This window comes from Amaricoccus macauensis, from assembly GCF_049800915.1.
Classification (GTDB): Bacteria; Pseudomonadota; Alphaproteobacteria; order Rhodobacterales; family Rhodobacteraceae; genus Amaricoccus; species Amaricoccus macauensis_A.
The window spans coordinates 182,012-206,625 of the sequence record NZ_JBNAFY010000006.1 but is presented as its reverse complement, the minus strand read 5'-3'; the positions used below and the strand labels follow the sequence as shown (position 1 = coordinate 206,625).

29 protein-coding genes and 1 tRNA gene are annotated in these 24,614 nt (G+C 63.7%); 18 read left to right on the top strand and 12 right to left on the bottom strand.

All coding sequences use genetic code 11. From position 1 onward, the window contains the following. Nucleotides 1-73: 73 nt before the first annotated feature. Nucleotides 74-1,246, bottom strand: coding sequence for a MalY/PatB family protein (locus tag ACP15W_RS16140; RefSeq protein ID WP_424933948.1), 1,173 nt, complete (start codon nucleotides 1,244-1,246; stop codon nucleotides 74-76). A gap of 103 nt (nucleotides 1,247-1,349) precedes the next feature. Between ACP15W_RS16140 and def the strand changes: the two genes are divergently transcribed. After that, nucleotides 1,350-1,868: a peptide deformylase gene (gene def, locus ACP15W_RS16135; RefSeq protein ID WP_424933947.1), complete on the top strand. Its 519-nt coding sequence runs from the start codon at nucleotides 1,350-1,352 to the stop codon at nucleotides 1,866-1,868. Nucleotides 1,869-1,913: 45 nt separating this feature from the next. Continuing rightward, nucleotides 1,914-2,822, top strand: coding sequence for a methionyl-tRNA formyltransferase (gene fmt, locus ACP15W_RS16130; protein ID WP_424933946.1), 909 nt, complete (start codon nucleotides 1,914-1,916; stop codon nucleotides 2,820-2,822). Here fmt and ACP15W_RS16125 read toward each other — a convergent pair. Both ACP15W_RS16125 and ACP15W_RS16120 read right to left on the bottom strand, forming a co-directional pair. After that, nucleotides 2,815-3,447, bottom strand: a complete 633-nt coding sequence (locus ACP15W_RS16125) for a trimeric intracellular cation channel family protein (RefSeq protein ID WP_424933945.1) — start codon at nucleotides 3,445-3,447, stop codon at nucleotides 2,815-2,817. The two genes, fmt and ACP15W_RS16125, sit on opposite strands and share 8 nt — an antisense overlap. 7 nt (nucleotides 3,448-3,454) lie before the next feature. Further along, nucleotides 3,455-4,087 (bottom strand): LysE family translocator, encoded by a 633-nt coding sequence (locus ACP15W_RS16120; protein ID WP_424933944.1) that lies wholly within the window; start codon nucleotides 4,085-4,087, stop codon nucleotides 3,455-3,457. Nucleotides 4,088-4,254: 167 nt separating this feature from the next. Between ACP15W_RS16120 and ACP15W_RS16115 the strand changes: the two genes are divergently transcribed. The 9 genes from ACP15W_RS16115 to ACP15W_RS16075 all read left to right on the top strand — a co-directional run bounded on the left by ACP15W_RS16115 (nucleotide 4,255) and on the right by ACP15W_RS16075 (nucleotide 11,820). Beyond that, nucleotides 4,255-5,739 (top strand): pyruvate kinase, encoded by a 1,485-nt coding sequence (locus ACP15W_RS16115; RefSeq protein WP_424933943.1) that lies wholly within the window; start codon nucleotides 4,255-4,257, stop codon nucleotides 5,737-5,739. Nucleotides 5,740-5,807: 68 nt separating this feature from the next. Continuing rightward, complete coding sequence (gene acpS / locus ACP15W_RS16110) at nucleotides 5,808-6,245, top strand: holo-ACP synthase (RefSeq protein WP_424933942.1); 438 nt, start codon at nucleotides 5,808-5,810, stop codon at nucleotides 6,243-6,245. Nucleotides 6,246-6,302: 57 nt separating this feature from the next. Then, nucleotides 6,303-7,088, top strand: coding sequence for a signal peptidase I (lepB, locus tag ACP15W_RS16105; RefSeq protein ID WP_424933941.1), 786 nt, complete (start codon nucleotides 6,303-6,305; stop codon nucleotides 7,086-7,088). Then, entirely contained in the window at nucleotides 7,085-7,768 is a 684-nt protein-coding gene (gene rnc / locus ACP15W_RS16100) for a ribonuclease III (RefSeq protein WP_424933940.1), read from the top strand. The genes lepB and rnc overlap by 4 nt, the downstream gene beginning before the upstream one ends. Beyond that, a complete protein-coding gene (gene era, locus ACP15W_RS16095) occupies nucleotides 7,765-8,685 on the top strand; it encodes a GTPase Era (protein WP_424933939.1) in 921 nt (306 codons plus the stop codon). Before rnc ends, era begins: the two co-directional genes overlap by 4 nt. Beyond that, nucleotides 8,685-9,017: a DUF1491 family protein gene (locus ACP15W_RS16090; protein ID WP_424933938.1), complete on the top strand. Its 333-nt coding sequence runs from the start codon at nucleotides 8,685-8,687 to the stop codon at nucleotides 9,015-9,017. Before era ends, ACP15W_RS16090 begins: the two co-directional genes overlap by 1 nt. Before the next feature lie 29 nt (nucleotides 9,018-9,046). Beyond that, nucleotides 9,047-9,310, top strand: coding sequence for a hypothetical protein (locus ACP15W_RS16085; RefSeq protein WP_424933937.1), 264 nt, complete (start codon nucleotides 9,047-9,049; stop codon nucleotides 9,308-9,310). Between the two features lie 431 nt (nucleotides 9,311-9,741). Next, on the top strand, nucleotides 9,742-11,283 hold the full coding sequence (gene adh / locus ACP15W_RS16080; RefSeq protein WP_424933936.1) for an aldehyde dehydrogenase: 1,542 nt from the start codon (nucleotides 9,742-9,744) through the stop codon (nucleotides 11,281-11,283). A gap of 117 nt (nucleotides 11,284-11,400) precedes the next feature. Beyond that, nucleotides 11,401-11,820 (top strand): DUF779 domain-containing protein, encoded by a 420-nt coding sequence (locus ACP15W_RS16075; protein WP_424933935.1) that lies wholly within the window; start codon nucleotides 11,401-11,403, stop codon nucleotides 11,818-11,820. 70 nt (nucleotides 11,821-11,890) lie between these two features. On the opposite strand, the gene ACP15W_RS16070 is transcribed toward ACP15W_RS16075, so the two are convergent. The 4 genes from ACP15W_RS16070 to ACP15W_RS16055 form a co-directional block, all read right to left on the bottom strand. Beyond that, entirely contained in the window at nucleotides 11,891-13,327 is a 1,437-nt protein-coding gene (locus ACP15W_RS16070) for an ArnT family glycosyltransferase (protein WP_424933934.1), read from the bottom strand. Next, a complete protein-coding gene (locus ACP15W_RS16065) occupies nucleotides 13,302-13,613 on the bottom strand; it encodes a lipid-A-disaccharide synthase N-terminal domain-containing protein (protein ID WP_424933933.1) in 312 nt (103 codons plus the stop codon). Before ACP15W_RS16065 ends, ACP15W_RS16070 begins: the two co-directional genes overlap by 26 nt. After that, nucleotides 13,610-14,374 carry a glycosyltransferase family 2 protein gene (locus ACP15W_RS16060; RefSeq protein ID WP_424933932.1) on the bottom strand — a complete coding sequence of 255 codons (765 nt, stop codon included), beginning with the start codon at nucleotides 14,372-14,374 and terminating at the stop codon, nucleotides 13,610-13,612. Before ACP15W_RS16060 ends, ACP15W_RS16065 begins: the two co-directional genes overlap by 4 nt. A 60-nt stretch (nucleotides 14,375-14,434) precedes the next feature. After that, a tRNA-Pro gene (locus ACP15W_RS16055) sits at nucleotides 14,435-14,511 on the bottom strand. Nucleotides 14,512-14,668: 157 nt separating this feature from the next. Here ACP15W_RS16055 and ACP15W_RS16050 point away from each other — a divergent pair. Then, nucleotides 14,669-15,361, top strand: a complete 693-nt coding sequence (locus ACP15W_RS16050) for an ArsR/SmtB family transcription factor (protein WP_424933931.1) — start codon at nucleotides 14,669-14,671, stop codon at nucleotides 15,359-15,361. Here ACP15W_RS16050 and ACP15W_RS16045 read toward each other — a convergent pair. The 5 genes from ACP15W_RS16045 to folK all read right to left on the bottom strand — a co-directional run bounded on the left by ACP15W_RS16045 (nucleotide 15,358) and on the right by folK (nucleotide 20,298). After that, the gene (locus tag ACP15W_RS16045) at nucleotides 15,358-16,140 is read right to left on the bottom strand and encodes a pyridoxine 5'-phosphate synthase (protein WP_424933930.1); all 783 of its coding nucleotides are present in this window, start codon (nucleotides 16,138-16,140) and stop codon (nucleotides 15,358-15,360) included. The genes ACP15W_RS16050 and ACP15W_RS16045 overlap by 4 nt on opposite strands. Before the next feature lie 12 nt (nucleotides 16,141-16,152). After that, entirely contained in the window at nucleotides 16,153-16,845 is a 693-nt protein-coding gene (locus ACP15W_RS16040) for a DUF2062 domain-containing protein (RefSeq protein ID WP_424933929.1), read from the bottom strand. Nucleotides 16,846-16,894: 49 nt separating this feature from the next. Then, the gene (locus ACP15W_RS16035) at nucleotides 16,895-19,045 is read right to left on the bottom strand and encodes a RelA/SpoT family protein (RefSeq protein ID WP_424933928.1); all 2,151 of its coding nucleotides are present in this window, start codon (nucleotides 19,043-19,045) and stop codon (nucleotides 16,895-16,897) included. A gap of 59 nt (nucleotides 19,046-19,104) precedes the next feature. Then, the gene (gene rpoZ / locus ACP15W_RS16030) at nucleotides 19,105-19,455 is read right to left on the bottom strand and encodes a DNA-directed RNA polymerase subunit omega (RefSeq protein WP_424933927.1); all 351 of its coding nucleotides are present in this window, start codon (nucleotides 19,453-19,455) and stop codon (nucleotides 19,105-19,107) included. A gap of 273 nt (nucleotides 19,456-19,728) precedes the next feature. After that, complete coding sequence (gene folK / locus ACP15W_RS16025) at nucleotides 19,729-20,298, bottom strand: 2-amino-4-hydroxy-6-hydroxymethyldihydropteridine diphosphokinase (protein WP_424933926.1); 570 nt, start codon at nucleotides 20,296-20,298, stop codon at nucleotides 19,729-19,731. A gap of 134 nt (nucleotides 20,299-20,432) precedes the next feature. Here folK and ACP15W_RS16020 point away from each other — a divergent pair, with 134 nt between their 5' ends. The 6 genes from ACP15W_RS16020 to ACP15W_RS15995 all read left to right on the top strand — a co-directional run bounded on the left by ACP15W_RS16020 (nucleotide 20,433) and on the right by ACP15W_RS15995 (nucleotide 24,594). After that, the gene (locus tag ACP15W_RS16020) at nucleotides 20,433-20,996 is read left to right on the top strand and encodes an NYN domain-containing protein (protein WP_424933925.1); all 564 of its coding nucleotides are present in this window, start codon (nucleotides 20,433-20,435) and stop codon (nucleotides 20,994-20,996) included. A gap of 131 nt (nucleotides 20,997-21,127) precedes the next feature. Then, nucleotides 21,128-22,123: a glycosyltransferase family 8 protein gene (locus tag ACP15W_RS16015; protein WP_424933924.1), complete on the top strand. Its 996-nt coding sequence runs from the start codon at nucleotides 21,128-21,130 to the stop codon at nucleotides 22,121-22,123. A 134-nt stretch (nucleotides 22,124-22,257) separates the two neighbouring features. Beyond that, nucleotides 22,258-23,205, top strand: coding sequence for a 4-hydroxy-3-methylbut-2-enyl diphosphate reductase (gene ispH, locus ACP15W_RS16010; RefSeq protein WP_424933923.1), 948 nt, complete (start codon nucleotides 22,258-22,260; stop codon nucleotides 23,203-23,205). Next, nucleotides 23,202-23,663, top strand: a complete 462-nt coding sequence (locus tag ACP15W_RS16005) for a DUF3429 domain-containing protein (RefSeq protein WP_424933922.1) — start codon at nucleotides 23,202-23,204, stop codon at nucleotides 23,661-23,663. The genes ispH and ACP15W_RS16005 overlap by 4 nt, the downstream gene beginning before the upstream one ends. Nucleotides 23,664-23,727: 64 nt before the next feature. Then, complete coding sequence (gene rnhA / locus ACP15W_RS16000) at nucleotides 23,728-24,204, top strand: ribonuclease HI (protein ID WP_424933921.1); 477 nt, start codon at nucleotides 23,728-23,730, stop codon at nucleotides 24,202-24,204. 36 nt (nucleotides 24,205-24,240) lie between these two features. Continuing rightward, nucleotides 24,241-24,594 (top strand): hypothetical protein, encoded by a 354-nt coding sequence (locus tag ACP15W_RS15995; protein WP_424933920.1) that lies wholly within the window; start codon nucleotides 24,241-24,243, stop codon nucleotides 24,592-24,594. Nucleotides 24,595-24,614 lie beyond the last annotated feature (20 nt).

Below are 24,614 nucleotides of genomic sequence, written 5' to 3'. Positions count from 1 at the left end.
CAAGGTTTTAGAATGGGAAAACCGGCAGGCTCGCCACGGATGCGCAGAGCGCCGGTGGCCTGCCCCAGTAGAGCTATTGAAGATCGCCGAAGGCGCGCTGAAGCCGCGCGACCGCATCCTCGATCCGCACGCGCGGTGTCGCGATATTGAACCGCATGTGGCCCTCGCCCCCCGTCCCGAAGAGGGGGCCGTCATTGGCGGCAATACCCGCTTCCTTCCGCACCCGCTCGGTGATCTCGGCCTGGCTCATGCCCGTGTTGTTGAAATCCACCCAAGCGAGGTAGGTCGAATCGAGCGGCATGGCCCAGAGGCCCGGGATCGCGTTTACACCTTCGGCGAAGACGCGGAAATTCTCGTCGATATAGGCGCAAAGCGCGTCGCACCAGGCATCGCCTTTGGAATAGGCCGCTTCGACCATCACCGCGCCAAGCCGGTTGACCGAGGTGCCCACGGCCATATGCGCACGATGGAAGCGCTCGCGCAGGCCCGGATCGGCGATGATCACGTTGCCGGTGAGGCACCCGGCAATGTTGAACACCTTCGTCGCGCCGGTGAGCATGACGGTATTGCCGACATGCTCGGGGGCGGCGTTTGGCATCACGACGTGCTTGCGACCGGGCATGACGATATCATGGTGGATCTCGTCGGAGATGAGCAGAAGACCATGCTCTGCGCAGAAATCCGCCAGCGCCCGTTGCTCCTCGACAGACCAGATCCGACCGCCGGGATTGTGCGGCGAACAGAAGACGACGATCTTCTCCTGCCCCGTGAGCGACGCGGCAAGGGCGTCGAGGTCCATCTCGAAACGGCCCTCTTCGAGCTTGAGCGGGCATTCGTGGACCCGCCGACCGTTGGCTTTGATGATCTTGGCGAAGGCATGGTAAACGGGCGTGAAAAGGACGACGCCCTCGCCCGGCTGGCTGAAGGCCTGAAGGCAGACCGCGAGCCCTGCGACGATGCCATGGGCGGTCGCGATCCACTCCGGCTCCACATGCCAGTCGTGCCGGCGCTTCATCCATCCGGCAATCGCGGCGGTGTAGGATGCGTCGTCGCCATAGTAGCCGTGAACGCCGTGCGCGGCCAATTCGTGCAGCGCCTCGTTCACCGCCGGGGGCGCGCGGAAATCCATGTCCGCAACCCACATGGCCAGCCCGTCATCCGGCGAGACGCCAAAGCCCTGCTCGATCGTGTCCCATTTGCTGCTATGGGTCCCGCGCCGGTCAATCACCTCGTCGAAATCGAACATGCCACTCCTCAAGCACTGAACTGTCACCGGTCCTCGGCGCCCCGGTGTTGGAGTTGCTCGAAGGCGTCTTGTCAAGCCTCGGAGCATCGCCTAGATCGCAGGGATGGCGATCCGACCAATTCTCATCCTGCCAGATCCGCGCCTGAGGAAGGTGGCGGAACCCGTGGCCGAAATCGACGACACGATCCGCGCGCTGTCCGTGGACATGCTCGAGACGATGTATGATGCGCCGGGCATCGGGCTTGCGGCAACCCAGCTCGGTATCATGAAGCGGATCTTCGTGATGGATTGCGCCCCGCCAGACGATCCGCCGCAGCCGATGACGATCGTCAATCCCGAGATCCTCTGGACCTCCGAAGAGCCTGAGACAAGCGAGGAAGGCTGCCTCTCGATCCCGGATGTTTACGAGGAAGTGACACGGCACGAGCGGGTCCGGATGCGGTGGCTCGGCCTCGATGGTGAGACGCACGAACAGGAGTTCGGCGATCGCTGGGCGGTCTGCATCCAGCACGAGCTCGATCACCTCGATGGCAAGCTGTTCATCGACTATCTCGGGCCGGTGAAGCGCCGAATGATCGTTTCCAAGATGAAAAAGCTCAAGAAGGAGCGGGGACGGGCCTGAACAGGGCATCGTGCCGTCGCCACTTGAGGGGTTGAGGGGGGTGTCATGCGTCTGATCTTCATGGGAACGCCCGATTTTTCCGTTTCCGCGCTCGACGCCCTGCGCGAGGCCGGTCACGAGATCGCCTGTGTCTACACGCAGCCGCCACGTCCTGCGGGGCGCGGAAAGAAGCCCCGCCCCAGTCCGGTGCAGGCGCGAGCGGAAGCGCTGGGTCTGCCCGTGCGACATCCCGTTTCCCTGAAATCGGCCGAGGAACAGGCGGCGTTCCGTGCGCTTGGCGCCGAGGCTGCGGTCGTGGTGGCCTATGGGCTCATCCTGCCGCAAGCTGTTCTCGATGCCACGGCACGGGGGTGCTTCAACATCCACGCATCGCTCCTCCCGCGCTGGCGGGGGGCTGCGCCCATTCAGCGCGCGATCATGGCGGGTGACGCCGAAACCGGGGTCTGCATCATGCAGATGGAGGCGGGGCTTGATACAGGGCCTGTCCTGCTCCGGGAAGCGGTGGAAATCGGACCGGCGGATACGGCCGGAACGCTCCATGACCGGCTGTCGGAGCTCGGTGCGCGGCTGATCGTCGATGCGATTGCGCAGATCGACCAGCTTGCCCCGCAGGTGCAGCCGGAGACAGGCGTGACCTATGCCGAAAAGATCGACAAGGCAGAGGCGCGGGTGGACTGGACACGGCCAGCTGTCGAGATCGACCGGCAGATCCGGGGTCTCTCTCCCTTTCCGGGGGCCTGGGCGGAAGTCGGCGGCGAGCGGGTGAAGCTGCTCCTCAGTGAACCCGCCGATGGACAGGGCGAACCGGGCGACGTGCTCGATGATGGACTGAAGATCGCCTGCGGCGAGGGTGCGGTGCGACTTCTTCGCCTTCAGCGCGCCGGGAAAGGCCCGATGGACGCGCGTGATTTCCTGCGCGGCTTCGCCATCAAGACCGGCGACCGCCTCACTTGACGACGTTCTGCGGCGGCTGGTGCTTGTAGGTGGGCAGACGCCAGCCAAGAGCGATGGCGCCAGCGCGCAGTGCAAAGGTAACTCCCACGCAAGCAGCTATGGAAAGCTGATCGTTCACGCCGATGGCGATCAGCACAACGCTGGTAACGACGCCCGCCAAAGCAGCCGTGACGTAAAGCTCGCCCTGCTTGAGCACGAGCGGAACCTCGTTGCAGACCACGTCACGCAGGAGCCCGCCGAGGCAACCTGTCATCACCCCCATAACGATCTCGATGGGCCAGCTCGCCCCGAGCGTCCGCGCCGTGAGCATTCCGGCCGATACCGCGATGCAAAGCGCCACGGCATCGAGCCAGACCAGAACGGAGTAGCGCCGGTGGATGAGATGCGCGCCGAAGAAGGTGAGCACGGCGGCGACGCAGATGATCGAGAGATAGACCGGCTCCGCGACCCAGAAGACCTGGTCCCGCCCGAGTATCAGGTCGCGCGTCGTGCCGCCGCCGATCCCGGTCAGTGCCGCAAGGAAGGTAAAGCCGACGAGATCGAGTTGGGCCCGGCTCGCGACAAGCCCCCCGGTCAACGCGAAGACGAAAACGGAAGCGAAATCGAGAAACGCTGGAAGTGTCATTCGAGCCTCAGGCGGTGCGCTGCATCGCGGCGGTGGCGAGCCCCATCGCGACCAGTGTGCCGCCACCCGTCCGGGTGAGGCCGGTGATGACCCGCGGGCGGGTGATCCGGGCGCGCAGCCGATCGGCAAGCAGCGCATAGGCCAGCGCATTTCCCGCACCGAGCGCAACGAAGGTGGCGATCAGAACCGCGAACTGCGGCACAAGCGGGGCCTCGGGCCGCACGAACTGCGGCACGAAGGCGATGAAGAAGGCAATGGACTTCGGGTTGAGCGCGGTCACCGCGGCCGCATGCCAGAACACGTCGCGCCCGGCACCACCTGTTTCCTGGCCGGGAAGGACCACGCTCTCGGCATTCTTGGCGCTCCTAAAGAGCCGCACCCCCAGCCAGACGAGATAGGCCGCACCGATCCATTTCAGCACCGTGAAAAGCGTGGCGGAAGCCAGCACGAGCGCCCCGAGCCCTGCGACCGAAGCCGTCATCGCCACGAAATCGCCAACCGCGACACCCGCGGCGGTGGCCAGTGCCACCCGGCGCCCCTTGGACAGCGCGTAGCTGAGCACGAGAAGCACGGTCGGTCCCGGAATGATAACGAGAACCGTGGAAGCGGCGACAAAAGCGAGCCAGAGATGCAGGTCCATGGGAACCTCCCGAACGTGGTCATGTCTCCTAGAGCCCGAAATGCCGCCCGAGTGCAAGCAAAGCATGGGGTCACAAGAAGTTCCCACACAGGGCACCTGCCATGGGCTATGAAAAGGGATGGCGCGCCGGTCAACAGGCGCATGTTTGGCCAGGGGATGGAATCGCCATGATGGGCAACGAATTACCTCTCGACACGGGTCATGCGGACCTCCTCGAGCGGATGATCGGATTTCGCGCGGATGTCGCCGTGACGGCACGCGGCATTCTTGAGCGTTTCGGCCTTTCGGATGGCGAGGCAACCCCGGAATTGCGCAACCTCGCGGCCTATCTCGCCATTCGTCAGCATGATCTCCGCCCGCTGCAACGGGAACTGATGTGGCGCGGCTATTCGTCCCTCGGTCGGCTCGAAAGCCGCGTGGTCCCGACGCTCGATGCGGTGATCGCGAACATCTCGGCCCTGGCGGGGCAGGTCTCGGCGGTTCCCGCGCCGTCGGAGCAGGCATTCTTTGCCGGCGAAGCCGCGCTCCACCAGGCGACGGACGCGCTTTTTGGGATACCCCCGGCCAATCGCCGCGCTCGCATCATGGTCACCATGCCGAGCACCGCCGCCACGGACCCGGAGATGGTTCTGGCCTGTGCCCGCGCGGGCATGAACGTGGCCCGGATCAACTGCGCCCATGACGATGCAATGACCTGGCGGGCGATGGTTGCCAATATCCGTGCCGCGGCAAGGGTGGTCGGGCGCGAGATCGCCATCTTCATGGATGTCGCCGGTCCCAAGATCCGCACGGGCGCGGTGAAAAGCTCGACCGGGAAGGCCAAACTCCTGCCCGGCGAGGCGCTGCGGCTGGTGGCCGATGACGAACCTTGGGTGGACGAACGGGCGCGCTTTTCCGCACAGGTCTCGCTGCCGGAGATTGTGACACGGCTCTCCCATGGCGATCGGATCCGCTATGACGACGGCAAGCTCGAAGGGGTGGTCGAAACGGTCGTCGGTGGCGAGGCGATCGTGCGTGTGACCCATGCCAAGACCGGCGGAACAAAGCTGAAGCCCGAGAAGGGGTTGAACCTCCCCGATACCGAGCTTGGCCTGTCACCGCTGACCGCCAAGGACGAGGGTGATCTCGCCACGGTGGTCGAATGCGCCGACATGATCGGCTATTCCTTCGTAAGCCGGGCCGATGACATCGATCTCCTCGAGGAGGTGCTCGCCCGCCACGATCGGCAAGGCTCGCCCCTGGGCGTCGTGGCGAAGATCGAGCTTCCCGAAGCCGTGCGCAACCTGCCCGCCCTCATTGCCCGCGTCGGCGGACGGCGGCCGTTCGGCGTGATGATCGCGCGGGGCGATCTGGCGGCGGAACTCGGCTTCGACCGGGTGGCGGAAATGCAGGAAGAGCTCCTCTGGATCTGCGAAGCCGCCAGCGTGCCGGCGATCTGGGCGACCCAGGTGCTCGAGGACCTGATGAAGACGGGCCTCCCCTCGCGCGGTGAGATGACGGATGCGGCCATGGCGGCGCGGGCGGAATGCGTGATGCTGAACAAGGGACCGGCGGTGGTGGAGACCATCGGGATGCTCGACGGCCTGCTCGCACGCATGGATGCCCACATGTTCAAGAAGACGCCGCAACTCCGGGCGCTGAAATCCTGGTGAGGTCTGGCCGCCTGCGGGGGAGGGTGCTATCCGAAACCTCCCCTTGCTAGAATGGAAGCGCGGCGCGGATGATCATCGGGATCGGGACGGACCTGGCCAATATCGAGCGGATCGAGGGAACGATCGAGCGCTTCGGCGACCGGTTTCTCAACCGCGTCTTCACCGAACGCGAAAAGGCCACGGCCGAGCGCCGGGCGCAGCGCGTTGCGACCTATGCCAAGCGATGGGCGGCAAAGGAGGCGTGTTCCAAGGCGCTTGGAACAGGGCTCCGGATGGGAATTGCCTGGAAGGACATGGGCGTGCTGAATATCCAGACGGGCCAGCCGACCATGCGCCTCACCGGCTGGGCGGCCGAACGGCTGAAGGAACTGACACCCGACGGGCACAAGGCCTTCGTCCATGTGACGCTCACCGACGACCACCCCTGGGCGCAGGCCTTCGTGGTGATCGAAGCCCTGCCCGACATGGAGTCACCAGCGCGTCATCCGCCCCGGCGCCTGCCTTGACAGGCTGAGGGCCAGCCGTCACAAGGCGTTTCTGCCTGGGCCCCGTGGAATCTGTTGATGGCGACCAAAACGAAAGCTAAGGGCGGTATCGTCGAACTGATAAAGACGATCGTCTACGCGCTTCTTCTCGCAGGTGTGATCCGCACGCTGTTCTTCCAGCCGTTCTGGATCCCGTCCGGCTCGATGAAGCCAACGCTGCTGATCGGCGATTTCCTCTTCGTCAACAAGATGGCCTACGGCTATTCGCAGCATTCCTGCCCGTTCTCGATCTGCCCGTTCTCGGGGCGCATCCTGGGCTCGGAACCCGATCGCGGCGATGTGGTGGTCTTCAAGCACCCGGCCAACGGGTCGGACTACATCAAGCGGCTTGTCGGCCTGCCGGGCGATACCGTTCAGATGAAGGAGGGGATCCTCTATATCAACGGGGAAGCGCTGCCGCAGGAACCCGATGGCGTATTCGTGGAACCCTACGAGCGTCAGGGCCCGATGCGTTCCATGCCCCGGTGCGAAAACCGCCCAGCCGCTGACGGCGGCGAGTGCATCAAGCAGGAAGCGATCGAGACGCTGCCCGAGGGCCTTCAGCATGCCGTGCTCGACATCGAGCCGAGCTTTGGCGACAACACGCCCGTCTTCGTCGTGCCGGAAGGAGAATACTTCTTCATGGGCGACAATCGCGACAACTCCATGGACTCGCGCTTTCCGCGCAGTGCCGGCGGCGTCGGTACCGTGCCCTTCGAAAATCTCGTGGGCCGCGCCGATCGCGTGATCTTCTCCTCTGCCGGATCGTCGATGCTGGCCTTCTGGACCTGGCGGCCGGATCGCTTCTTCGCGAGGATCGATTGAAGCTCAGCCGGGCGCTTTCGGACGCAGCCAAGCGGCTGGGGCATGGCTTTACCGATCCTGCCCTGCTGATCGAGGCCCTGACCCATCCGTCGATGAGCACGCGGCCCAACAACCAGCGCCTCGAATTCCTGGGTGACCGGGTGCTCGGGCTGGTGATTTCCGAGGAACTGCTCGCACAGGACCAGGATGCGGACGAGGGCAAGCTCGCGCCCCGCCTGAACGCGCTCGTGCGCAAGGAAACCTGTGCCGAAGTGGCGACGGAAATCGGTCTTGGCGAGGTTCTGCGCATGGGCCGCTCGGAAATGCTCTCGGGTGGCCGGCGCAAGATGGCGATCCTGGGCGATGCCATGGAAGCCGTCATCGCGGCAGTCTATCTCGATGGCGGTCTCGAGGCGGCGCGGTCCTGCATCCTGGCACATTGGGCCGACCGGATCGCGAAGGCCAAGGACGCACAGACTGTCGATGCCAAGACGACGCTTCAGGAATGGGCGCAGGCGCGGGGACAGCAACCCCCTGTCTATGTCGATCTCGAACGGTCCGGTCCGGATCATGCACCGATCTTCACGGTCGAGGTGCGGCTCAAGAACGGGGAGAGTGCCCGAGGGCGGGCTGCCTCGAAACGCGGCGCCCAGCAACAGGCCGCCGAAGCCCTGCTCATGCGACTGGAGGAGCAATCTTGAACACTCAGCCGAGCCGGTGCGGTCTCGTGGCCCTGATCGGGGAGCCGAACGCGGGCAAGTCCACGCTCATGAACCGGATGGTCGGGGCGAAGGTCTCGATCGTCACGCACAAGGTGCAGACCACGCGCACCCGGATCCGCGGCATCGCGACAGAGGGCAATGCGCAGTTCGTCTTCATCGACACTCCGGGCCTGTTCCGGCCGCGCCGCAGGCTCGACCGCGCGATGGTCACTGCCGCCTGGGGCGGTGCGCTCGATGCCGATGTCGTCGTCCTCCTGATCGAGGCCCATCGCGGGATCACCGATGGTGTCCGCGAGATCCTCGAGCGGTTGGCCGATCAGATGCCCCAGGGCCGGACGGTGGCGCTTGCCATCAACAAGATCGACCGGGTGAAGGCGGAGAAGCTGCTCGCCCTCAGCGCCGAAATGAACGAGCTGCGCGATTTTGCCGCGACCTTCATGATCTCCGCGGAGCGGGGCAAGGGTGTCGACGGACTGCGCCGCTGGCTCGGCGAGGCAGTGCCCGAAGGGCCGTGGCTCTATCCCGAGGATCAGATCGCGGATGTGGCACAGCGCCAGATCGCGGCCGAAATGACCCGCGAGAAACTCACCCTGCGCCTGCATCAGGAGCTTCCCTACCAGCTCACGGTCGAAACCGAATCCTGGGAAGAGCGCAAGGACGGCTCGGTCCGCATCGACCAGATCATCTACGTGGCCCGCGATGGTCACAAGGGGATCGCGCTGGGTCCGAAGGGCGAGACGATCAAGGCGGTCGGGCAGGCGGCGCGGGCGGACATCAAGGAGTTCCTTGGTCGCGAGGTCCATCTCTTCCTGCAGGTCAAGGTCCGGCCGGGCTGGCTCGAAGAGGCCGAGCGCTATTCCGAGATGGGGCTGGAGTTCAAGGACGGCGACAGCTGATGGAGCCGCGGCTCACCGCGGAATTCTGGGTTCAGGCCTACCTTGCCCGGCTCCGCTTCGCCGATATTCCGGCCTTCGTGGTGCGCCGCGGCGATGAAACCGCCGGCGCGGTGATCGTGAAGCTCAACACGCTCGATGGCCGGGCGCAGGCCTTTGCCCGCAGCTTCGACATGGAGGGCAAACGCGTCTGGACCGTCCTCGCGGAGGGTGCCGAGCCCGACGTCGATGCCGCTCTCGCGCGCCAGCGCGGGTTCGACCCCGATCTCTGGCTGATCGAAGTTGAGGATCGGGCAGGCCGCACGCTTCTCGACGAGCCGGGATTGTCGGGCTAGGCTCTGCCTCGGTATCGGAGGGTGAGGTCATGAAGCCGATGTTTGGGATGGCAGGTGCGGCGCTCTTTCTGGCCGCATGTGCAGAAGGTGATGGGCGAGCACACACGTCCGGTCCTGCCGAACGCGCGTGCTACAACGCGCTCGCGAATACCCATGCCTTCGAAGAGGAGATTACGTTCGTGAGAACCCGCCGCTTCGATCAGGACAGCCTCGTCACCCTGCAGGACAGTCGGGGCATGTGGAACTGCACCGCAACCCATGACGGGCATGTCACGGACCTCGAGCCCGTCTGAGGCTCCCATCATTTCGCAATTGAATCAGTGCGTTGTCGGGCCAATCCGCGCTTGGGGCGAAACCTGCGCCCGAGCCCCGATCTCCTCCCTTGGCAGTACGACCATGGTGCAGATGCACCGCAGACGTGTGCTGTGCAATAAAGTCCTCAGCAAACGCTTATCGTTTCAAGAGTTGCAAGGAGGCTTTCTGGATGTGGCTTCGAACCGGAACGTATCTGCCTTCGGGCTTTCGTTTCTGAAGCCCCGGTCGCCAGCCTGACGCCAGCGAAAATTCCGGCCCGCCGATAACCCCGGGGGCCGCACCCGAATGGGTTCCGTCCCGCCATGCTCGGCGGGGAGGGATGTCTCATGTCCGTTCATGCCGGTCCGGCGTGGCGGCCAGTCGTGAATTTCATCGGTCGGAAATGGCCGCAGTCACAAGGGGAGGACGCATGTCCACTGAACAGCTCGAGAAAGTCCGCGAAGCCGCCGCAAATCCGGCAACCGCCTGCCCGTTCAAGAACCGCTACGACAATTTCATCGGCGGCACCTTCAAGGCACCGAACGCGGGCCGCTACTTCGAGAATACCTCGCCGGTGACAGGCAAGGGCATCGGCGAAATTGCCCGGTCCGATGAGAGCGACATCAACGACGCGCTCGATGCCGCCCATGCGATCCGCGAGAAGTGGGGCAAGACCTCGCCGACCGAGCGTTCGAACATCCTGCTGAAGATCGCCGATCGCATGGAGCAGAACCTCGACCTGCTCGCGCTCGCCGAGACCTGGGACAACGGCAAGCCGATCCGCGAAACGACCGCCGCCGACGTGCCGCTCGCCATCGACCACTTCCGCTATTTCGCCAGCTGCATCCGCGCCCAGGAAGGCTCGATGGGCGAGATCGACGACGACATGATCGCCTATCACTTCCACGAACCGCTCGGCGTGGTGGGCCAGATCATCCCCTGGAACTTCCCGCTCCTGATGGCGGCCTGGAAGCTTGCACCGGCGCTGGCCGCAGGCAACTGCGTGGTCCTCAAGCCTGCCGAGCAGACGCCCGCCACCATCATGCTCTGGGCCGAACTGATCGGTGACCTGCTGCCCGCCGGCGTGCTCAATATCGTCAACGGTTTCGGCCTCGAAGCCGGCAAGCCGCTCGCCTCCTCGAACCGGATCGCCAAGATCGCCTTCACCGGCGAGACGACCACCGGCCGGCTTATCATGCAGTATGCCAGCCAGAACCTGATCCCGGTGACGCTGGAGCTTGGCGGCAAGTCCCCCAACATCTTCTTCGAGGATGTGGCCCGCGAAGACGACGAGTTCTTCGACAAGGCGATCGAAGGCTTCGTGATGTTCGCACTCAACCAGGGCGAGGTCTGCACCTGCCCCTCGCGCGCGATCATCCACGAAAGCATCTATGACCGCTTCATGGAGCGCGCGATTGCCCGCACCGAGGCCATCGTGCAGGGCGACCCGCGGGTGGCCGAGACCATGATCGGTGCGCAGGCTTCCTCCGAGCAGCTTGAGAAGATTCTGTCCTACATCGACATCGGCAAGCAGGAAGGCGCGGAGCTTCTGACCGGTGGCGGCCGGAACAGCTTCGGCGGTGATCTCGAAGGCGGTTACTACGTCAAGCCGACCGTTTTCCGCGGCAACAACAAGATGCGGATCTTCCAGGAAGAGATCTTCGGACCGGTCCTGTCGGTCACGACCTTCAAGACCGCCGAAGAGGCGCTCGAGATCGCCAACGACACGCTCTATGGCCTCGGCGCCGGCGTCTGGTCCCGCGATGCCAACACCTGCTACCGCTTTGGCCGCGCGATCGAGGCGGGCCGTGTCTGGACCAACTGCTACCACGCCTATCCGGCCCACGCGGCCTTCGGCGGCTACAAGCAGTCCGGTATCGGCCGCGAAAACCACCGCATGATGCTCGACCACTACCAGCAGACCAAGAACATGCTGGTGAGCTACTCCACATCGAAGCTCGGGTTCTTCTGATTTCCTCCCGACCTGAGCAACTTGAGGGGGTCCGCGTCGCGGGCCCCTCTTTTGATGCGGGATGGCAGGCCCGATCCCGCTCCATCCGCGGATACCTGAACTGAAGGAAAGCGCGCCATGACCGAAACCGGCATCACATGCGTCACGGATGACGCTCCCTTGGCGGGAACGGAAGAGTTCACCCGCGTGACGGCGACGCAGGCCGCACGGCAACTTCTGGCGGCGATCCGCGCCGATCACGGCGAGGTGCTGTTTCACCAGTCCGGTGGCTGCTGCGACGGCTCATCACCCATGTGCTACCCGGTCAATGACTTCCAGGTCGGCGACACCGACGTCTGCCTCGGCGAGATCGACGGGACAAAGGTCTGGATCTCCGGGCCGCAGTTCGAGGTCTGGAAGCACACCCAGCTCATACTCGACGTGGTGCCAGGGCGGGGCGGGATGTTCAGCCTCGACAATGGCCGGGAGAAACGATTCCTCACCCGCTCGCGGCTCCTGCGCGATGAGGAACTCGAACACCTCGATGGCGCCGGATAGCCGCCACAATTGCTTCACGTGAAACGCGGCGCCACAAGATATTGGGAAGGTTAACCTTGTCCGCCCCGGTCTATTCGTCGAACCAGCAGCTTCGCGGAAGCCGGAAGGCGCCAAGCGTACCGACGAAGAATCCTTCCGTCGCTTCCCAGGTCTCGATGGGCTCGGCCTCGGCGCAGCGAGCGGGCGGCTTTGCCTTCTTGCTGATGTAGAGGACCTCGCCTCCTTCGCGCGGCAAGGGGTGGGATTGCGCGTAATGGTGCTTCGGAAACCCCTCGGGCGGCTCCGAGTAGAGGGCGAGATCCGACCCCTTCAGCGTGTAGAAGAAGTCGGCAAGGATCGCCCGGTTTTCCGAGACCAGCGTGTCGAGCCCCTCGCGCTCCGCTATCGTCGCGGCGCGCTCGCTCACGGCCCTCATGCCGATATAGCGGTCCATCAGCAGGTTGCCCGAGCCGATTCGCAGGCTGTCCGCGAAAATGACCAGAACGGGCAGGGCGATGCACAACACCCCGTTCACCGCAAAAGAAGCCTTCAACCAGGCGGGGAAGCGCACGAGCAGCGACATGCCAAGAAGCACGGCGGCGATATGGCCCGCAGCGGCCCAGTTGGCATTCGCCCCGGAAAGAACCGCCTGAACACTGACAATCACCAGCGTGGGCAGGGCCATGAGTGCAAGAAACGCGGTTTCGGGCCGCCGCGATGCCGTGCGCAGTGCAACCAGGAAGGCCGCGAACAGCACCGGGCCGGAAACCGCGAACTGTCCGCCCCAGAATTCGAGCAGCTTGCCGAACTCGAGTTGCAGCCCCCTGTAGTCCGCATTGTCGGCTGTGTGCTGCAACGTGGTGAGATCGTTGCTCAGGTTCCACCAGATGTTCGGGGAAATCACGATCAGCGCCACCACCGCCGCGATGCCCGCATCGCGCCAGGAGATCCGCGCGCTCGGCAGCAGGAACGCGCAAAGGGCGGCGGACACCGGGAAATAGATCATGGCATATTTCGACATGAGTCCCAGCCCGATCGCCGCACCCATGGCAACCGCCCATGCGGTCGAGGGTTTCTTGCCAAGCTTTACGAAGGCCAGAAGCGCAAGCGCGAAGAAGAAGAGCATGGGGGTATCGGTCGAAACCAGGAGGCTCGCGAGCGCCACACCGGGCAGGGTGGCGAAGGCGAGTCCGGCCAGCGACCCGACCCGCGCACCGAGCAGCTGCCGCCCCGTTGCCATGACCAGAAGCGCGGTTCCGGCATGGATGATCGCGAGCGGGACATGGATCCAGAAGGGCGAATCGGTCCCGATCGTGGTGGAAAGCCGCAACAGCCAGCCGATCAGGGGCGGCTTCGAGTAGTATCCCCAGTCAAGCTCCTGCCCCCAGAACCAGTATTGCGCTTCGTCGACGAAAAGCTCGGCCGTGGAAAACGGCAGCAGCGCAATCCGCCAGAGCGTGATCGCCGCAATCCCCGCGAGGCAAAGCTGCAGGAGGCGCCTGTCAGGCTGCGGATCGTTTTTCGGCATAGATCAGGTAGAGGTTGCGCGAATAGATGATGATCCCGGTCGCCTGACCCAGGATGAAGACCGGGTCTTCCCGATAGACCGCATAGGCAAAGAGAATCAGCCCGCCCGCTATGGAGAAATACCAGAATGCGATTGGCATGACCGATTTGCCGGCCCGTTCCGAACTGATCCACTGGATAAGAAAGCGCATGGAGAACATGAGCTGCCCGGCAAGGCCCACGGCGACCCACCAGAATTCACCCCAGCTGTGAACACGCAGGAAATTCATCAGTCCTTCGAAACTCATCCTTCGCCCCGCATCTCCACACCCCGGACCTTCTTGCGTCGCTTGAGCAGCCAGACGACGCCGACGAGGTCGTATACACCAACAATCGCGCGCCCGAGGTTGGAATATTGCGAGGATCCCGCGTGGCGTGGCGCATGGGACACATCGGCATGGAGAACCGTCCAGCCGTCGCGCGCCGCCAGTGCGGGAAGGTAGCGATGCATGTGGTCGAAATAGGGAAAGGCAAGAAAGGCATCCCGCCGGAAGAGCTTCAATCCGCAGCCCGTATCCCGCGTGCCGTCCTTCAGAAGCCGGGCGCGGATGGCATTGGCGGCCTTCGAGGCCCAACGCTTGGAGGCGGTATCCTGTCGCCCGACGCGCTGGCCGGCCACAAGCGCGACATCTTCCGGGAAGGCCCGCCCGTCGATCTTCTCGATCAGCTTCGGGATCTCGGACGGGGGGTTCTGGCCATCCGCATCGAGCGTCGCGATCACCGTGCCACGCGCCGCCAGTACACCGGAATGCACCGCCGCGGATTGCCCGCCGCTCGTCTCGTGCTGAATGAGCCGCACGAACGGGTATATCGCGGCCATCTCCCGGACCTTCGCGGCCGTGTCGTCCGTTGAGCCGTCATCGACATAGATGATTTCGTAGGGCGCATGCGCCGCGCAGGCGGCCACGATCCCTTCGACGACAAGTTCGATGTTTCCGGATTCGTTCTTGGCGGGAATCACGATCGAGAGCCATGGGTGCTCATCTGGCAACCGGGTCTCTGTCGCCATGTCAGTCAGGCCTCGCTTCGCAGATCGTCCTAGCGTCATGCTCCGGCGCGAAGACCGGACTGGTCGGAGTGAGAGGATTCGAACCTCCGACCCCCTGCTCCCGAAGCAGGTGCGCTACCAGGCTGCGCTACACTCCGACACCGGCGGGCTAATAATACACCATTCGCGCTAGTGCAACGCCGATTCGCTCATGCAGCGCTCCGATCCGCCCATGATGGGAAATGCGGTTAATTCTCCGCCCCCGCAGCCAAGGGAAGGTTTGGCAACACCACATTGTTCGGGTATCGTCGAAGCATGAGTGAAGCCCCGGATTTTGCAAAGATTGCAGCGCTGATCGGTGATCCCGCGCGGGCAAACATGCTGGCCGCACTTCTGTCCGGACGGGCTCTCACGGCGACGGAACTGGCGGGCGAGGCGGGCGTGACGCTTCAGACCGCGAGTTCGCATCTCTCCAAGCTGAACCGGAGCGGCTTGATCGCCGTCCGAAAGCAGGGGCGGCACAAGTATTTCAATCTCGCGGGCCGGAACGTCGCGGAGGTGCTCGAAGGCCTGATGGGGCTCGCCGCCGACGAAACCGAGCCAAGAACCAGGCCCGGCCCGCAGGACCCTGCACTTCGCCATGCGCGCGTCTGCTACAATCACCTCGCGGGCGATCTGGGCGTGCAACTGTTCGAAAGCCTTCGTAGCCGGGGCTTTCTTGCGGGCGAAGATGAGGGCCTGCACCTGACGGATGCGGGCCGATCCTTCGTCCACGGGTTCGGGATCGACGTGGCCGCGCTCGAAGAGGCCCGCGCGCCGCTCTGCCGAGAATGTCTCGACTGGAGCGAACGCAAGATCCACCTCGCCGGCAGTCTCGGTCGGGCGTTTCTCGCGCGATTCGAAACACTGGGTTGGGCCGAACGGGTCGAATCGACCCGTATCGTCCGGTTTTCACCCCGCGGCGAGGAACTCTTCGCCCGGACCTTCCCCCTCGCGCAAAGCCTTTAGGCCACGCCCTCTCCGAAGGCCTCGCGCCGCGCCTCATCCATCAGCGAGCGCATCCGGCGGATCGAACTGTCGAGCCCGGAGAAGATCGCCTCGCCGACGAGGAAATGCCCGATGTTCAGCTCCATGACCTCGGGGAAGGCCGCAATCGGCTTCACGTTCTCGAACGTGAGGCCATGACCTGCATGAACTTCGAGGCCCAGCTCATGGGCGAACTGCGCCATCTCGCGCAGACGCTCGCATTCGGCATCCCGTGCGGCGACATCTCCCGCGATGTCATGCTCGCAGTAGGCGCCGGTATGAAGCTCGATGACCGGAGCGCCGATGCGGTGCGCGGCTTCGATCTGGCGCCTGTCGGCCGCAATGAAGATCGAGACCCGGCAACCGGCATCCCTCAGCGGGGCGATGAAATGCGCGAGCCGGTTCTCGTCGCGCGCAACCTCGAGGCCGCCTTCCGTCGTCCGTTCCTGACGCCGCTCCGGCACGAGGCAGACCGCATGGGGCTTGTGGCGCAGGGCAATGGCCTGCATCTCGTCGGTCGCTGCCATTTCAAGGTTCAGCGGGATCTCGATACCCTTCGAAAGGGCTTCGATGTCCGCATCGGTGATGTGACGTCGATCTTCACGCAGATGGGCGGTGATCCCGTCAGCACCGGCGGTTTCCGCAAGCCGCGCCGCCCGAACCGGGTCAGGATAGGGGCCGCCACGGGCATTCCGCACCGTGGCCACATGGTCGATATTCACGCCGAGGCGCAGTCGCCCCAGCGGTTCGGACTTGGTCATATTTGGGGGACCTCAATTCGTCGCCGTTTTCTTCGTCGCAATATAGGACGTCTTTTTCGAGGCGTCACTTTTTCCGTTGGCCTCGGCTTTCGCTTCAAGGGCGGAAATTCGTTCCAGAAGCTTCGCGCGTCGCCTCACCTGATAGGCCGACACGATGGGCCGGCAAAGGAGATAGCAGGCAAGTGCTGAAAGGAGGCCGGGGATCAATCCGCCGACAAGATAGGGCCAGAACACATCCTGGAGGAAATCCGTCAGCTTGGTCCACTGCGGTTCCCCGATGCCGACGAGGCTGAGCAGGCTCTGCCAAAGTCCGCTGAAGAAATCCTTGAAGGCCTCGATCAGCAACTGGAAATTGCTGCCCGTCGGGCCGTGCCCGACGATCGTCCGGCCGGTCTTGAGCGAAACCGAGGCGATGAACGGGAAGGTGAGCGGATTGCCGAAGGCCGTGCCGATCAGGGACGCAAGAATATTGGCACGCACGACCCGCGCGAGGCCGGCGGCAAGGATGAAATGCAGCCCGAAAAGCGGGGTGAAGGAGGCAAAGACACCGCAGGCCACGCCCAGCGAGATCCGATGAGGCGTGTCGGGCAGGCGCCGCACCCGGTGCCCGAGATACTCGATCCCCCGGCGCCATCCCTTCTGAGGATACACCACCTCCCTCAGTCGGGAGAAGAACGGCAGCTTGTCTCGTCTCTTGAAGACCATCGATTCTGGCGTTTCCAGTCTGCGGAGCACCCTCTATGGCACCGAAATCCTAACTTGTCGTGGTGCTCAGTCCGCCAGAGGAAACGTTTCGGTGTCTGCGAACCTCGGCGATGTCCGAATCCGCATCAATTGCCGTGAGCACATGGGTCAGGTGCTCCATGTCGCGCACTTCTATATCCACGAGCATACGATAATAATCCGGCTTCCGGTCGGTAAACTGTATATTCGTGATATTCGAGCGCTGCTCACCGATAAGTGTGCAGATTCGGCCCAAGACGCCGGTGTCATTCGCCATGACCAGCTCGATCTTGACCTCGTGATCCGGTGTGGAGTGCGAATCGGCCCATCTCAGGTCGATCCAGCGATCCGGCTGGTCTTCGTAGTTGGTCAGTTCCGCGCAGTCGATCGCGTGGATCATCACGCCCTTTCCGCGCACCGCGATGCCGACGATCCGCTCTCCCGGTATCGGGCTGCAGCAGGGCGCTGGCCGACCCTCCTGACCGGAGCCGAGGCCGATGACGATGGGGCTGGAGGGATCGCGCTCTTCCGGTCCATCGGCGGAATGGCGGATGATCTCGGGATAAAGCGCCCCGATCAGATCGCGTCCGGTGATCTCCGCCGCACCGAGCTTGGCCAGCACGTCCTCGAGATCGTCCTCGCCCATGCGTTTCGCAGCGGTGGCAAGCGCCTTGTCCGTCGCCTTCTTTCCGACCCGTTCGAGCGCCACGCGCGCGATCTCGCGCCCGAGCCGGATCTGCGTCGCGCGCCGCTCACCCCGGAGCGAGCGGCGAATCGCGGATTTGGCCCGCCCCGTCACCACCATGTCCTCCCAGGAGGGCTGCGGTCGCTGCCCTTCCGCCCGGATGATGGTCACGGACTGGCCGTTCTTGAGCTTGGTCCAGAGCGGAACGCGTCGCCCGTCCACCTTGGCGCCGACGCAGCTGTCTCCGATGCGGGTATGGATCGCATAGGCGAAGTCGATGGGGGTCGCGCCTTTGGGAAGCTTCACCACTTCGCCCTTCGGCGTGAAGCAGAACACCTGGTCGGTGAACATCTCGAGCTTCACGTGCTCGAGGAAATCATCGCTGTCCTCGGCGCCCTCGAACCCGGCCGTGATGGTCGAAAGCCAGCGGAACGGATCGACCGCGAAGGGGTTCTCGAACCGCTCGCCATCGCGATAGGACCAATGGGCCGCAACGCCGGTTTCGGCCACGGTGTGCATCTGCTGGGTGCGGATCTGCACCTCGACCTGCTTGCCGTCGCGCCCAGAAACCGTCGTGTGAATGGAGCGGTAACCGTTCGATTTCGGCGCGGAGATATAGTCCTTGAACCGCCCCGGCACCGCCGCCCAGCGTTTGTGCACCGCGCCGAGCGCCACGTAGCAGTCGACGGCGCTCGCGGTGATGATGCGAAAACCGTAGATGTCCGAGAGGCGCGAAAAGCCCTCGCCCTTCTCCTGCATCTTGCGCCAGATGGAGTAGGGCTTCTTTTCCCGGCCGAACACCTCGGCATCCACCTTCGCCTGTGCAAGCACGGCCCGGATGTCGTCGGTGATCTTCGGGATCACGTCCCCGGTCTCGCGCCGAAGCGTCACGAATCGCCGGATGATGGACTTGCGCGCTTCCGGGTTCAGGATGCGGAAGGAGATGTCTTCCAGCTCGTCGCGCATCCACTGCATGCCCATGCGCCCGGCAAGCGGCGCGTAGATGTCCATGGTCTCGCGCGCCTTGCGCACCTGCTTCTCGTAGCGCAGGTGCCGGATCGTGCGCATGTTGTGCAGCCGGTCGGCCAGCTTGACGAGCAGGACACGCACGTCCTTCGACATCGCCATGAGAAGCTTGCGGAAGTTCTCGGCCTGGGCGTTCTGGTTCGAGGAAAGTTCCAGGTTGGTGAGCTTGGTCACGCCGTTGACGAGTTGCGCGATCTCATCCCCAAACCGAAGCGCGATCTCGGTATAGGTGCTCTTGGTGTCTTCTATCGTGTCGTGCAGGAGCGCGGTGATGATGGTCGCATCGTCGAGCCGCTGCTCCGCGAGCAGGAAGGCGACAGCGACGGGATGGGTGAAGTAGGGCTCACCGCTCCGCCGCAGCTGGCCGTCATGCATCCGCTCGCCATACTCGTAGGCGGCGGCGATCAGGCCCGAATTCGAGTGCGGATTATAGGCCTTGACCTGGTTGGCAAGTATTTCTGCCGGAACCAACCCTCCTGCCACCGCGGTCTGGGCGATCGCAGTGGTGGGAGGCGGGTGGTGGGGCAGGTTCAGCGCTCGCCCTGTGCTTCCATCAGCGCACGCAGGAGCCGCTCCTCGGACATGTCGTCCTCGGCGGGCGCATCGGCGTTGCCGGCCAGCAGGGTCATGACGTCCTCTTCGGGCTCGTCGACCTCGATCTGACGCTGGAAGCTTTCGATCGCGGATTCCCGCAACTCTTCTGCGGAAAGGGTTTCTTCGGCGATTTCGCGCAGGGCGACCACCGGGTTCTTGTCGTTGTCGCGTTCGACGGTCAGCGGAGCGCCCGAAGACAGTGAGCGCGCACGATGTGCTGCGAGCATCACGAGTTCAAAGCGATTCGGTACCTTGTCGACGCAATCTTCAACGGTAACGCGGGCCATATATGCCTCTAGCTATTTGTGCCGATCTGTGCATAACTACCCGTTCCTGCCCTGAGGTGCAAGCCCACTTCGGGGCGTCTTCAGTTTGCCTTCACCCACAATCGTAGCGTTTTCCGGGGGTCGTGGGCCCTCTGGCCGCTTTGACCAAACCGCGCCGTTCCCGAGCGGCAGGTCTTGCCCGGATCACCGCGCTTCTTCTTCGGGCCGTGATATCGGATCTTCGCCACCCCACGCTGGATCCCCGTGGACCCCCTTAGCGGGTTTTTAACCATGTCAAATCTCGCGAACATCCGCGAGAGCCTCTCCGGGAAGCGCTTCCAGCATCTTTTCCACCGTAAGGTTAAGAACCGGATGGACCCAGTCGGGAGCAATATCTGCAAGCGGTTTCAGGACAAATCCGCGCTCATGCAGCCGGGGATGCGGAAGGATCAGCTGTGATGGCTGCTCCTCGAGTTGGCGCTCAAGGGGCAGATCGGCCCAGTGTCGCCAGATCTCGACGGACGGGCAGATCATCCCGCCGCTTGCAATAAGATCGATATCGCAAACCCGCGGCGCCCAGCGTTCGCGTCTGACACGCCCGAGTTCATCCTCGACAGAATGAATGATTTCAAGCACATCTTTGGGCGTCCGGCGGGATTTGACCGATATGGCCCCATTCACGAAATCGGGTCCTTTTCCGACTGGAAATGCGGGCGTCGAGTACCACTTGCTGGTTGAAGTGACTTCCAAACCGCACGCCTTCAACTTGTCTATTGCTGATTCGAGTGTATGTAGAGATCCGCCGATTTTGCTGGACAGGTTGGAGCCGAGAGCTAGAAAGTGATACAAAAGAGTGAGACCCACATTTTTTTGGTTGCATATTGCAATGTTTTTTAACTTCCCCTGTCGGATGAGTGCAATTATAAGGCGCTCTCCGCTAGGCGAAGTTTCTTGTCGGCTTCAGTGTCATTCAAACAGGGTAAAAAAGGAGTTGGCGCATGTTTTATCGTGACGAACGACTCGCGTTGTTCATCGACGGCGCCAATCTGTATGCCGCAGCGCGCGCTTTGGGTTTCGATATAGATTACAAATTGCTGCGTACGGAATTCATGCGTCGTGGCAAGCTCTTGCGGGCATTCTACTACACCGCGCTCCTGGAAACCGAGGAATATTCCCCGATCCGCCCGCTGGTCGACTGGTTGCACTACAACGGCTTCTCGATGGTCACCAAGCCGGCGAAGGAATTCACGGATTCCAGCGGTCGCCGCAAGGTGAAGGGCAACATGGACATCGAGCTTGCGGTGGACGCGATGGAAATCGCGCCGCATGTCGATCACATCGTCCTCTTCTCGGGCGACGGTGACTTCCGGCCGCTGGTCGAGTCGCTTCAGCGCCAGGGCGTTCGCGTCTCCGTGGTCTCGACCATCCGGACGAACCCGCCGATGATCGCCGATGAACTGCGCCGCCAGGCGGACAACTTCATCGAGCTCGACGAGCTTCGCGAAGTGATCGGCCGTCCGCCGCGCAACGACCCCCCCCCAGCCAACAACGAGGAAGGCTGACCCGAAAAGGTCTGCCAACTGATCGTTCCGGTATTTGCTGTCTCGTAACCATTCTCCCTTAAGGGGAATGGACGCTGCGGCTTTTTCAGAACACCATTGGCATAGCAGCAGTCTGTAACTGGTTGTGAGCCATGGAAATTCGACCGATCTCCCTCTCGACCGGCTGTTCCGGCGAAGGTGTCGGCACACCCGTTGTCATCGTCACGGCGGCAAACGCCTGCTTTGCCCGTTCGATGTGCGTGGCGGTCCATTCCGCCCTGAAGCATGTTCCGGCGGATCGCGATGTCATTCTCTACGTTCTCGACGATGGAATTCGTCCCGAAGATCGGGCGCGCACGCTGCGGGTGCTCCATGCCGCCCGGTCAAACCTGACCATCGAGTGGATCGACCCGGATCTCTCGCTGATCGAGGGTCTGAAGAAACCCGAATGGCACACCCGCACGACCTATCTCCGGTTCCTGATCGAATACATCGTCCCGGCGGAGCACGAGCGCGTTCTCTATCTCGACAGCGACGTGGTGGTGCAGGACGACATCACGAAACTCTGGGAGTTCGAGATGGGCGACCACCCGTTCTGGGCCGTGGTCAACTACTACCCGTCCCTGTTTTCCAACAACCTTCAAAAGATCCGCGCGCGCATCGATCCGGCTCCCGAGACGACGCTCTACTGCAACGCGGGCATCATGCTCCTGAACATGCCGCGCTGGCGGGAAATGGGTCTGAGCGGGATCGCCATCGATTTCCTGGCCCGGCACGGCGATGACATCACCTTCGGGGATCAGGATGGGCTCAATGCCGTCCTTCGGGGCGGCTGGGGTCTGCTCGATCCGGAATGGAACGTCCAGTTGCTCACCGTCGACCGGATCTGCGGCGATCACCTGCCCGCGGCAGATGTCGAACGGTGCTGCCGCGACATGCTCGATCACGCCCGCATCCTGCACTACACCGGGCCCTTCAAGCCCTGGCATCTGCGCTATCGCGGCTATTGCGACGAGGCCTTCTTCGAGGCCTATCGCGAGAGCGGCTGGGCCTCGCCCCTTGCATCTGCCTTGGAAACGGCCGGGTTGCGGATCTCCCATGCGGCAAGCCGGCTGCTGCGTCAGGTCAGAACCGCGATGTTTCTCTGAACGCGCCCCGAGGCTGCCCCGAGGCCGCCCGGCGACGGCAGGCAGCGGCCGAAAGGCCATCTCGTCGCACCAGGGCGGTTGACGAGCACGGCCCTGCGGCCACATGTGGGGCTGTAGCAAGCAAAGTACCGATCATGACCAAACCACTCGATCTCTATCTCGCCGCGCCGCGCGGCTTCTGCGCCGGCGTGGACAGGGCGATCAAGATCGTCGAGATGGCCCTCGAGAAGTGGGGCGCCCCCGTCTATGTCCGCCACGAGATCGTCCACAACCGCTATGTGGTCGACAGCCTGCGCGAGCAGGGCGCGATCTTCGTCGAGGAGCTCGAGCAGTGCCCGACGGATCGGCCGGTGATCTTTTCCGCCCATGGCGTGCCGAAATGCGTCCCGGCAGAAGCCGAGCAACGCCAGATGCTCTACGTCGACGCCACCTGCCCGCTGGTGTCCAAGGTGCATATCGAGGCCGAACGCCATCACCAGAGGGGCCTGCAGATGGTGATGATCGGCCATGCCGGCCACCCGGAGGTGATCGGCACCATGGGCCAGTTGCCCGAAGGCGAGGTCATGCTGGTGGAAACCCCCGATGACGTCGAGGGGCTGGAACCGCGCGATCCCGAACAGCTGGCCTACATCACCCAGACGACCCTGAGCGTCGATGACACCGCCCTCGTGGTCGAGGCGCTGCGGAAGCGGTTCCCGAAGATCATCGGACCGCGCAAGGAAGACATCTGCTACGCCACCACGAACCGACAGGATGCGGTCAAGACGATGGCGCCAATGATCGATGCGCTCCTCGTGATCGGCGCGCCGAACTCCTCGAATTCCAAGCGACTGGTGGAAGTGGGCAGCCGGGCCGGCTGCAAATACGCCCAGCTCGTCCAGCGCGCGACGGATATCGACTGGCGGGCGCTGGAAGGCATCCGCTCCGTGGGCATCACCGCCGGCGCTTCCGCGCCGGAAGTGCTGGTCGAGGAGGTGATCGATGCCTTCCGGGCCCGCTTCGATGTCACCGAGCGTCAGGTTGAAACCGCCAAGGAAGACATCGAGTTCAAGGTTCCGCGCGTCCTGCGGGTGCCCGCATGACCGCCCCGCCGGCAATTCCGAAATCAGCCCTGCTGCTCGGTCTTGCTGGCGTCATACCCTTCCTCTGGGGCGCGCTCACCTGCGTTTTCGACGGATTGTTCGATCTGGGTCAAACTGTGTTCGGCGCGCGGTTCGTGGGTCCGTATGTCATTGTTTTCTATGGCACGATCATTCTCGCCTTCATGTCCGGCGTGCTCTGGGGCTTCGCCACCAAGGTCGAGGGGTCCCGTGCGGCCCTGGGCTACGGGCTCAGCACGCTGCCCGCGCTCTGGGCCTTCTTCTTCGTGGGCGGCGGGGCTGAACGGGCGCTCGTCTTCCTGATCGCGGGCTATCTCGGGCTTCTCGCACTCGATTACCGCTTCTCGGCCTGGGGTCTCACCCCGCCGTGGTGGATGCGCCTGCGCATCGTGCTCACCTCCCTCGTGCTCATGTGCCTCGTGATCGGCCTCATGGGCTGATCCGGGGTTTCGGCGGTCGCGCCGAGCCGTTATCAGCAAGGCTCAACTGCGATGCGAGCCCGCCATGCCCAAGTTCTTCGCCTATACCGACGGCGCCTGCTCCGGGAACCCCGGCCCGGGCGGCTGGGGTGTCCTTCTGCAGGCGAAGGACGCCGATGAGGTCGTCAAGGCGCGCGAGTTGAACGGCGGCGAGCCCGAAACCACCAACAATCGCATGGAGCTCATGGCGGCCATCTCCGCGCTCGAAGTCCTGGGCCGCCCCTCTCCGATCACCGTGGTCACCGACAGCGTCTATGTCCGCGATGGCGTCACCAAGTGGATCCACGGCTGGAAACGCAACGGCTGGAAGACCGCCGCCAAGAAGCCGGTGAAGAACGAGGACCTCTGGAAGCGCCTCGATTCCGCCGCCGCGCGGCATGACGTCACCTGGGAGTGGATCAAGGGCCACGCGGGCCACCCGGAAAACGAGCGGGCCGACGAACTCGCCCGCGAAGGCATGGCGCCCTTCAAGAAAAAGCCTGCAAAACAGGCGCAATCGTGATCCACGCGGGCCCTTTGCTGTGTTAGTCAAAGGGCCATGCGATATCTGTTTCTTACGGCCCTCCTGACGATGGGCAGCGCGGCCCTGGCGGACATGCCGGTGGTCGAGAATGTGCGCACGAGCGAAGCCTCGGGCGGCTGGCGTTTCGATGTGACCGTGTCCCACGCCGACGCGGGCTGGGATCACTACGCCGATGCCTGGGAGGTCGCGAGCCCTGAAGGCGAGGTCCTGGGCACCCGCGAACTGCTGCACCCCCACGAAACCGAACAGCCCTTCACGCGCTCGCTGTCCGGCGTTGCCATACCTGAAGGCGTGGACCGCGTGCTCGTTCGCGCCCGCGACAGCGTTCATGGCTGGGGCGAGCCGGTGGAATTCGTGCTTCCCGATTGAACCGGGCAACTGTCTCCATC

What these genes read in the sequence shown, in the direction of transcription:
- ACP15W_RS16140 (WP_424933948.1), bottom strand. Translation starts at nt 1,246, where the DNA reads ATGTTCGATTTCGACGAGGTGATTGACCGGCGCGGGACCCATAGCAGC.
- def (WP_424933947.1), top strand. Translation starts at nt 1,350, where the DNA reads ATGGCGATCCGACCAATTCTCATCCTGCCAGATCCGCGCCTGAGGAAG.
- fmt (WP_424933946.1), top strand. Translation starts at nt 1,914, where the DNA reads ATGCGTCTGATCTTCATGGGAACGCCCGATTTTTCCGTTTCCGCGCTC.
- ACP15W_RS16125 (WP_424933945.1), bottom strand. Translation starts at nt 3,447, where the DNA reads ATGACACTTCCAGCGTTTCTCGATTTCGCTTCCGTTTTCGTCTTCGCG.
- ACP15W_RS16120 (WP_424933944.1), bottom strand. Translation starts at nt 4,087, where the DNA reads ATGGACCTGCATCTCTGGCTCGCTTTTGTCGCCGCTTCCACGGTTCTC.
- ACP15W_RS16115 (WP_424933943.1), top strand. Translation starts at nt 4,255, where the DNA reads ATGATGGGCAACGAATTACCTCTCGACACGGGTCATGCGGACCTCCTC.
- acpS (WP_424933942.1), top strand. Translation starts at nt 5,808, where the DNA reads ATGATCATCGGGATCGGGACGGACCTGGCCAATATCGAGCGGATCGAG.
- lepB (WP_424933941.1), top strand. Translation starts at nt 6,303, where the DNA reads ATGGCGACCAAAACGAAAGCTAAGGGCGGTATCGTCGAACTGATAAAG.
- ACP15W_RS16090 (WP_424933938.1), top strand. Translation starts at nt 8,685, where the DNA reads ATGGAGCCGCGGCTCACCGCGGAATTCTGGGTTCAGGCCTACCTTGCC.
- ACP15W_RS16085 (WP_424933937.1), top strand. Translation starts at nt 9,047, where the DNA reads ATGAAGCCGATGTTTGGGATGGCAGGTGCGGCGCTCTTTCTGGCCGCA.
- adh (WP_424933936.1), top strand. Translation starts at nt 9,742, where the DNA reads ATGTCCACTGAACAGCTCGAGAAAGTCCGCGAAGCCGCCGCAAATCCG.
- ACP15W_RS16075 (WP_424933935.1), top strand. Translation starts at nt 11,401, where the DNA reads ATGACCGAAACCGGCATCACATGCGTCACGGATGACGCTCCCTTGGCG.
- ACP15W_RS16070 (WP_424933934.1), bottom strand. Translation starts at nt 13,327, where the DNA reads ATGCCGAAAAACGATCCGCAGCCTGACAGGCGCCTCCTGCAGCTTTGC.
- ACP15W_RS16065 (WP_424933933.1), bottom strand. Translation starts at nt 13,613, where the DNA reads ATGAGTTTCGAAGGACTGATGAATTTCCTGCGTGTTCACAGCTGGGGT.
- ACP15W_RS16060 (WP_424933932.1), bottom strand. Translation starts at nt 14,374, where the DNA reads ATGGCGACAGAGACCCGGTTGCCAGATGAGCACCCATGGCTCTCGATC.
- ACP15W_RS16050 (WP_424933931.1), top strand. Translation starts at nt 14,669, where the DNA reads ATGAGTGAAGCCCCGGATTTTGCAAAGATTGCAGCGCTGATCGGTGAT.
- ACP15W_RS16045 (WP_424933930.1), bottom strand. Translation starts at nt 16,140, where the DNA reads ATGACCAAGTCCGAACCGCTGGGGCGACTGCGCCTCGGCGTGAATATC.
- ACP15W_RS16040 (WP_424933929.1), bottom strand. Translation starts at nt 16,845, where the DNA reads ATGGTCTTCAAGAGACGAGACAAGCTGCCGTTCTTCTCCCGACTGAGG.
- rpoZ (WP_424933927.1), bottom strand. Translation starts at nt 19,455, where the DNA reads ATGGCCCGCGTTACCGTTGAAGATTGCGTCGACAAGGTACCGAATCGC.
- ACP15W_RS16020 (WP_424933925.1), top strand. Translation starts at nt 20,433, where the DNA reads ATGTTTTATCGTGACGAACGACTCGCGTTGTTCATCGACGGCGCCAAT.
- ACP15W_RS16015 (WP_424933924.1), top strand. Translation starts at nt 21,128, where the DNA reads ATGGAAATTCGACCGATCTCCCTCTCGACCGGCTGTTCCGGCGAAGGT.
- ispH (WP_424933923.1), top strand. Translation starts at nt 22,258, where the DNA reads ATGACCAAACCACTCGATCTCTATCTCGCCGCGCCGCGCGGCTTCTGC.
- ACP15W_RS16005 (WP_424933922.1), top strand. Translation starts at nt 23,202, where the DNA reads ATGACCGCCCCGCCGGCAATTCCGAAATCAGCCCTGCTGCTCGGTCTT.
- rnhA (WP_424933921.1), top strand. Translation starts at nt 23,728, where the DNA reads ATGCCCAAGTTCTTCGCCTATACCGACGGCGCCTGCTCCGGGAACCCC.
- ACP15W_RS15995 (WP_424933920.1), top strand. Translation starts at nt 24,241, where the DNA reads ATGCGATATCTGTTTCTTACGGCCCTCCTGACGATGGGCAGCGCGGCC.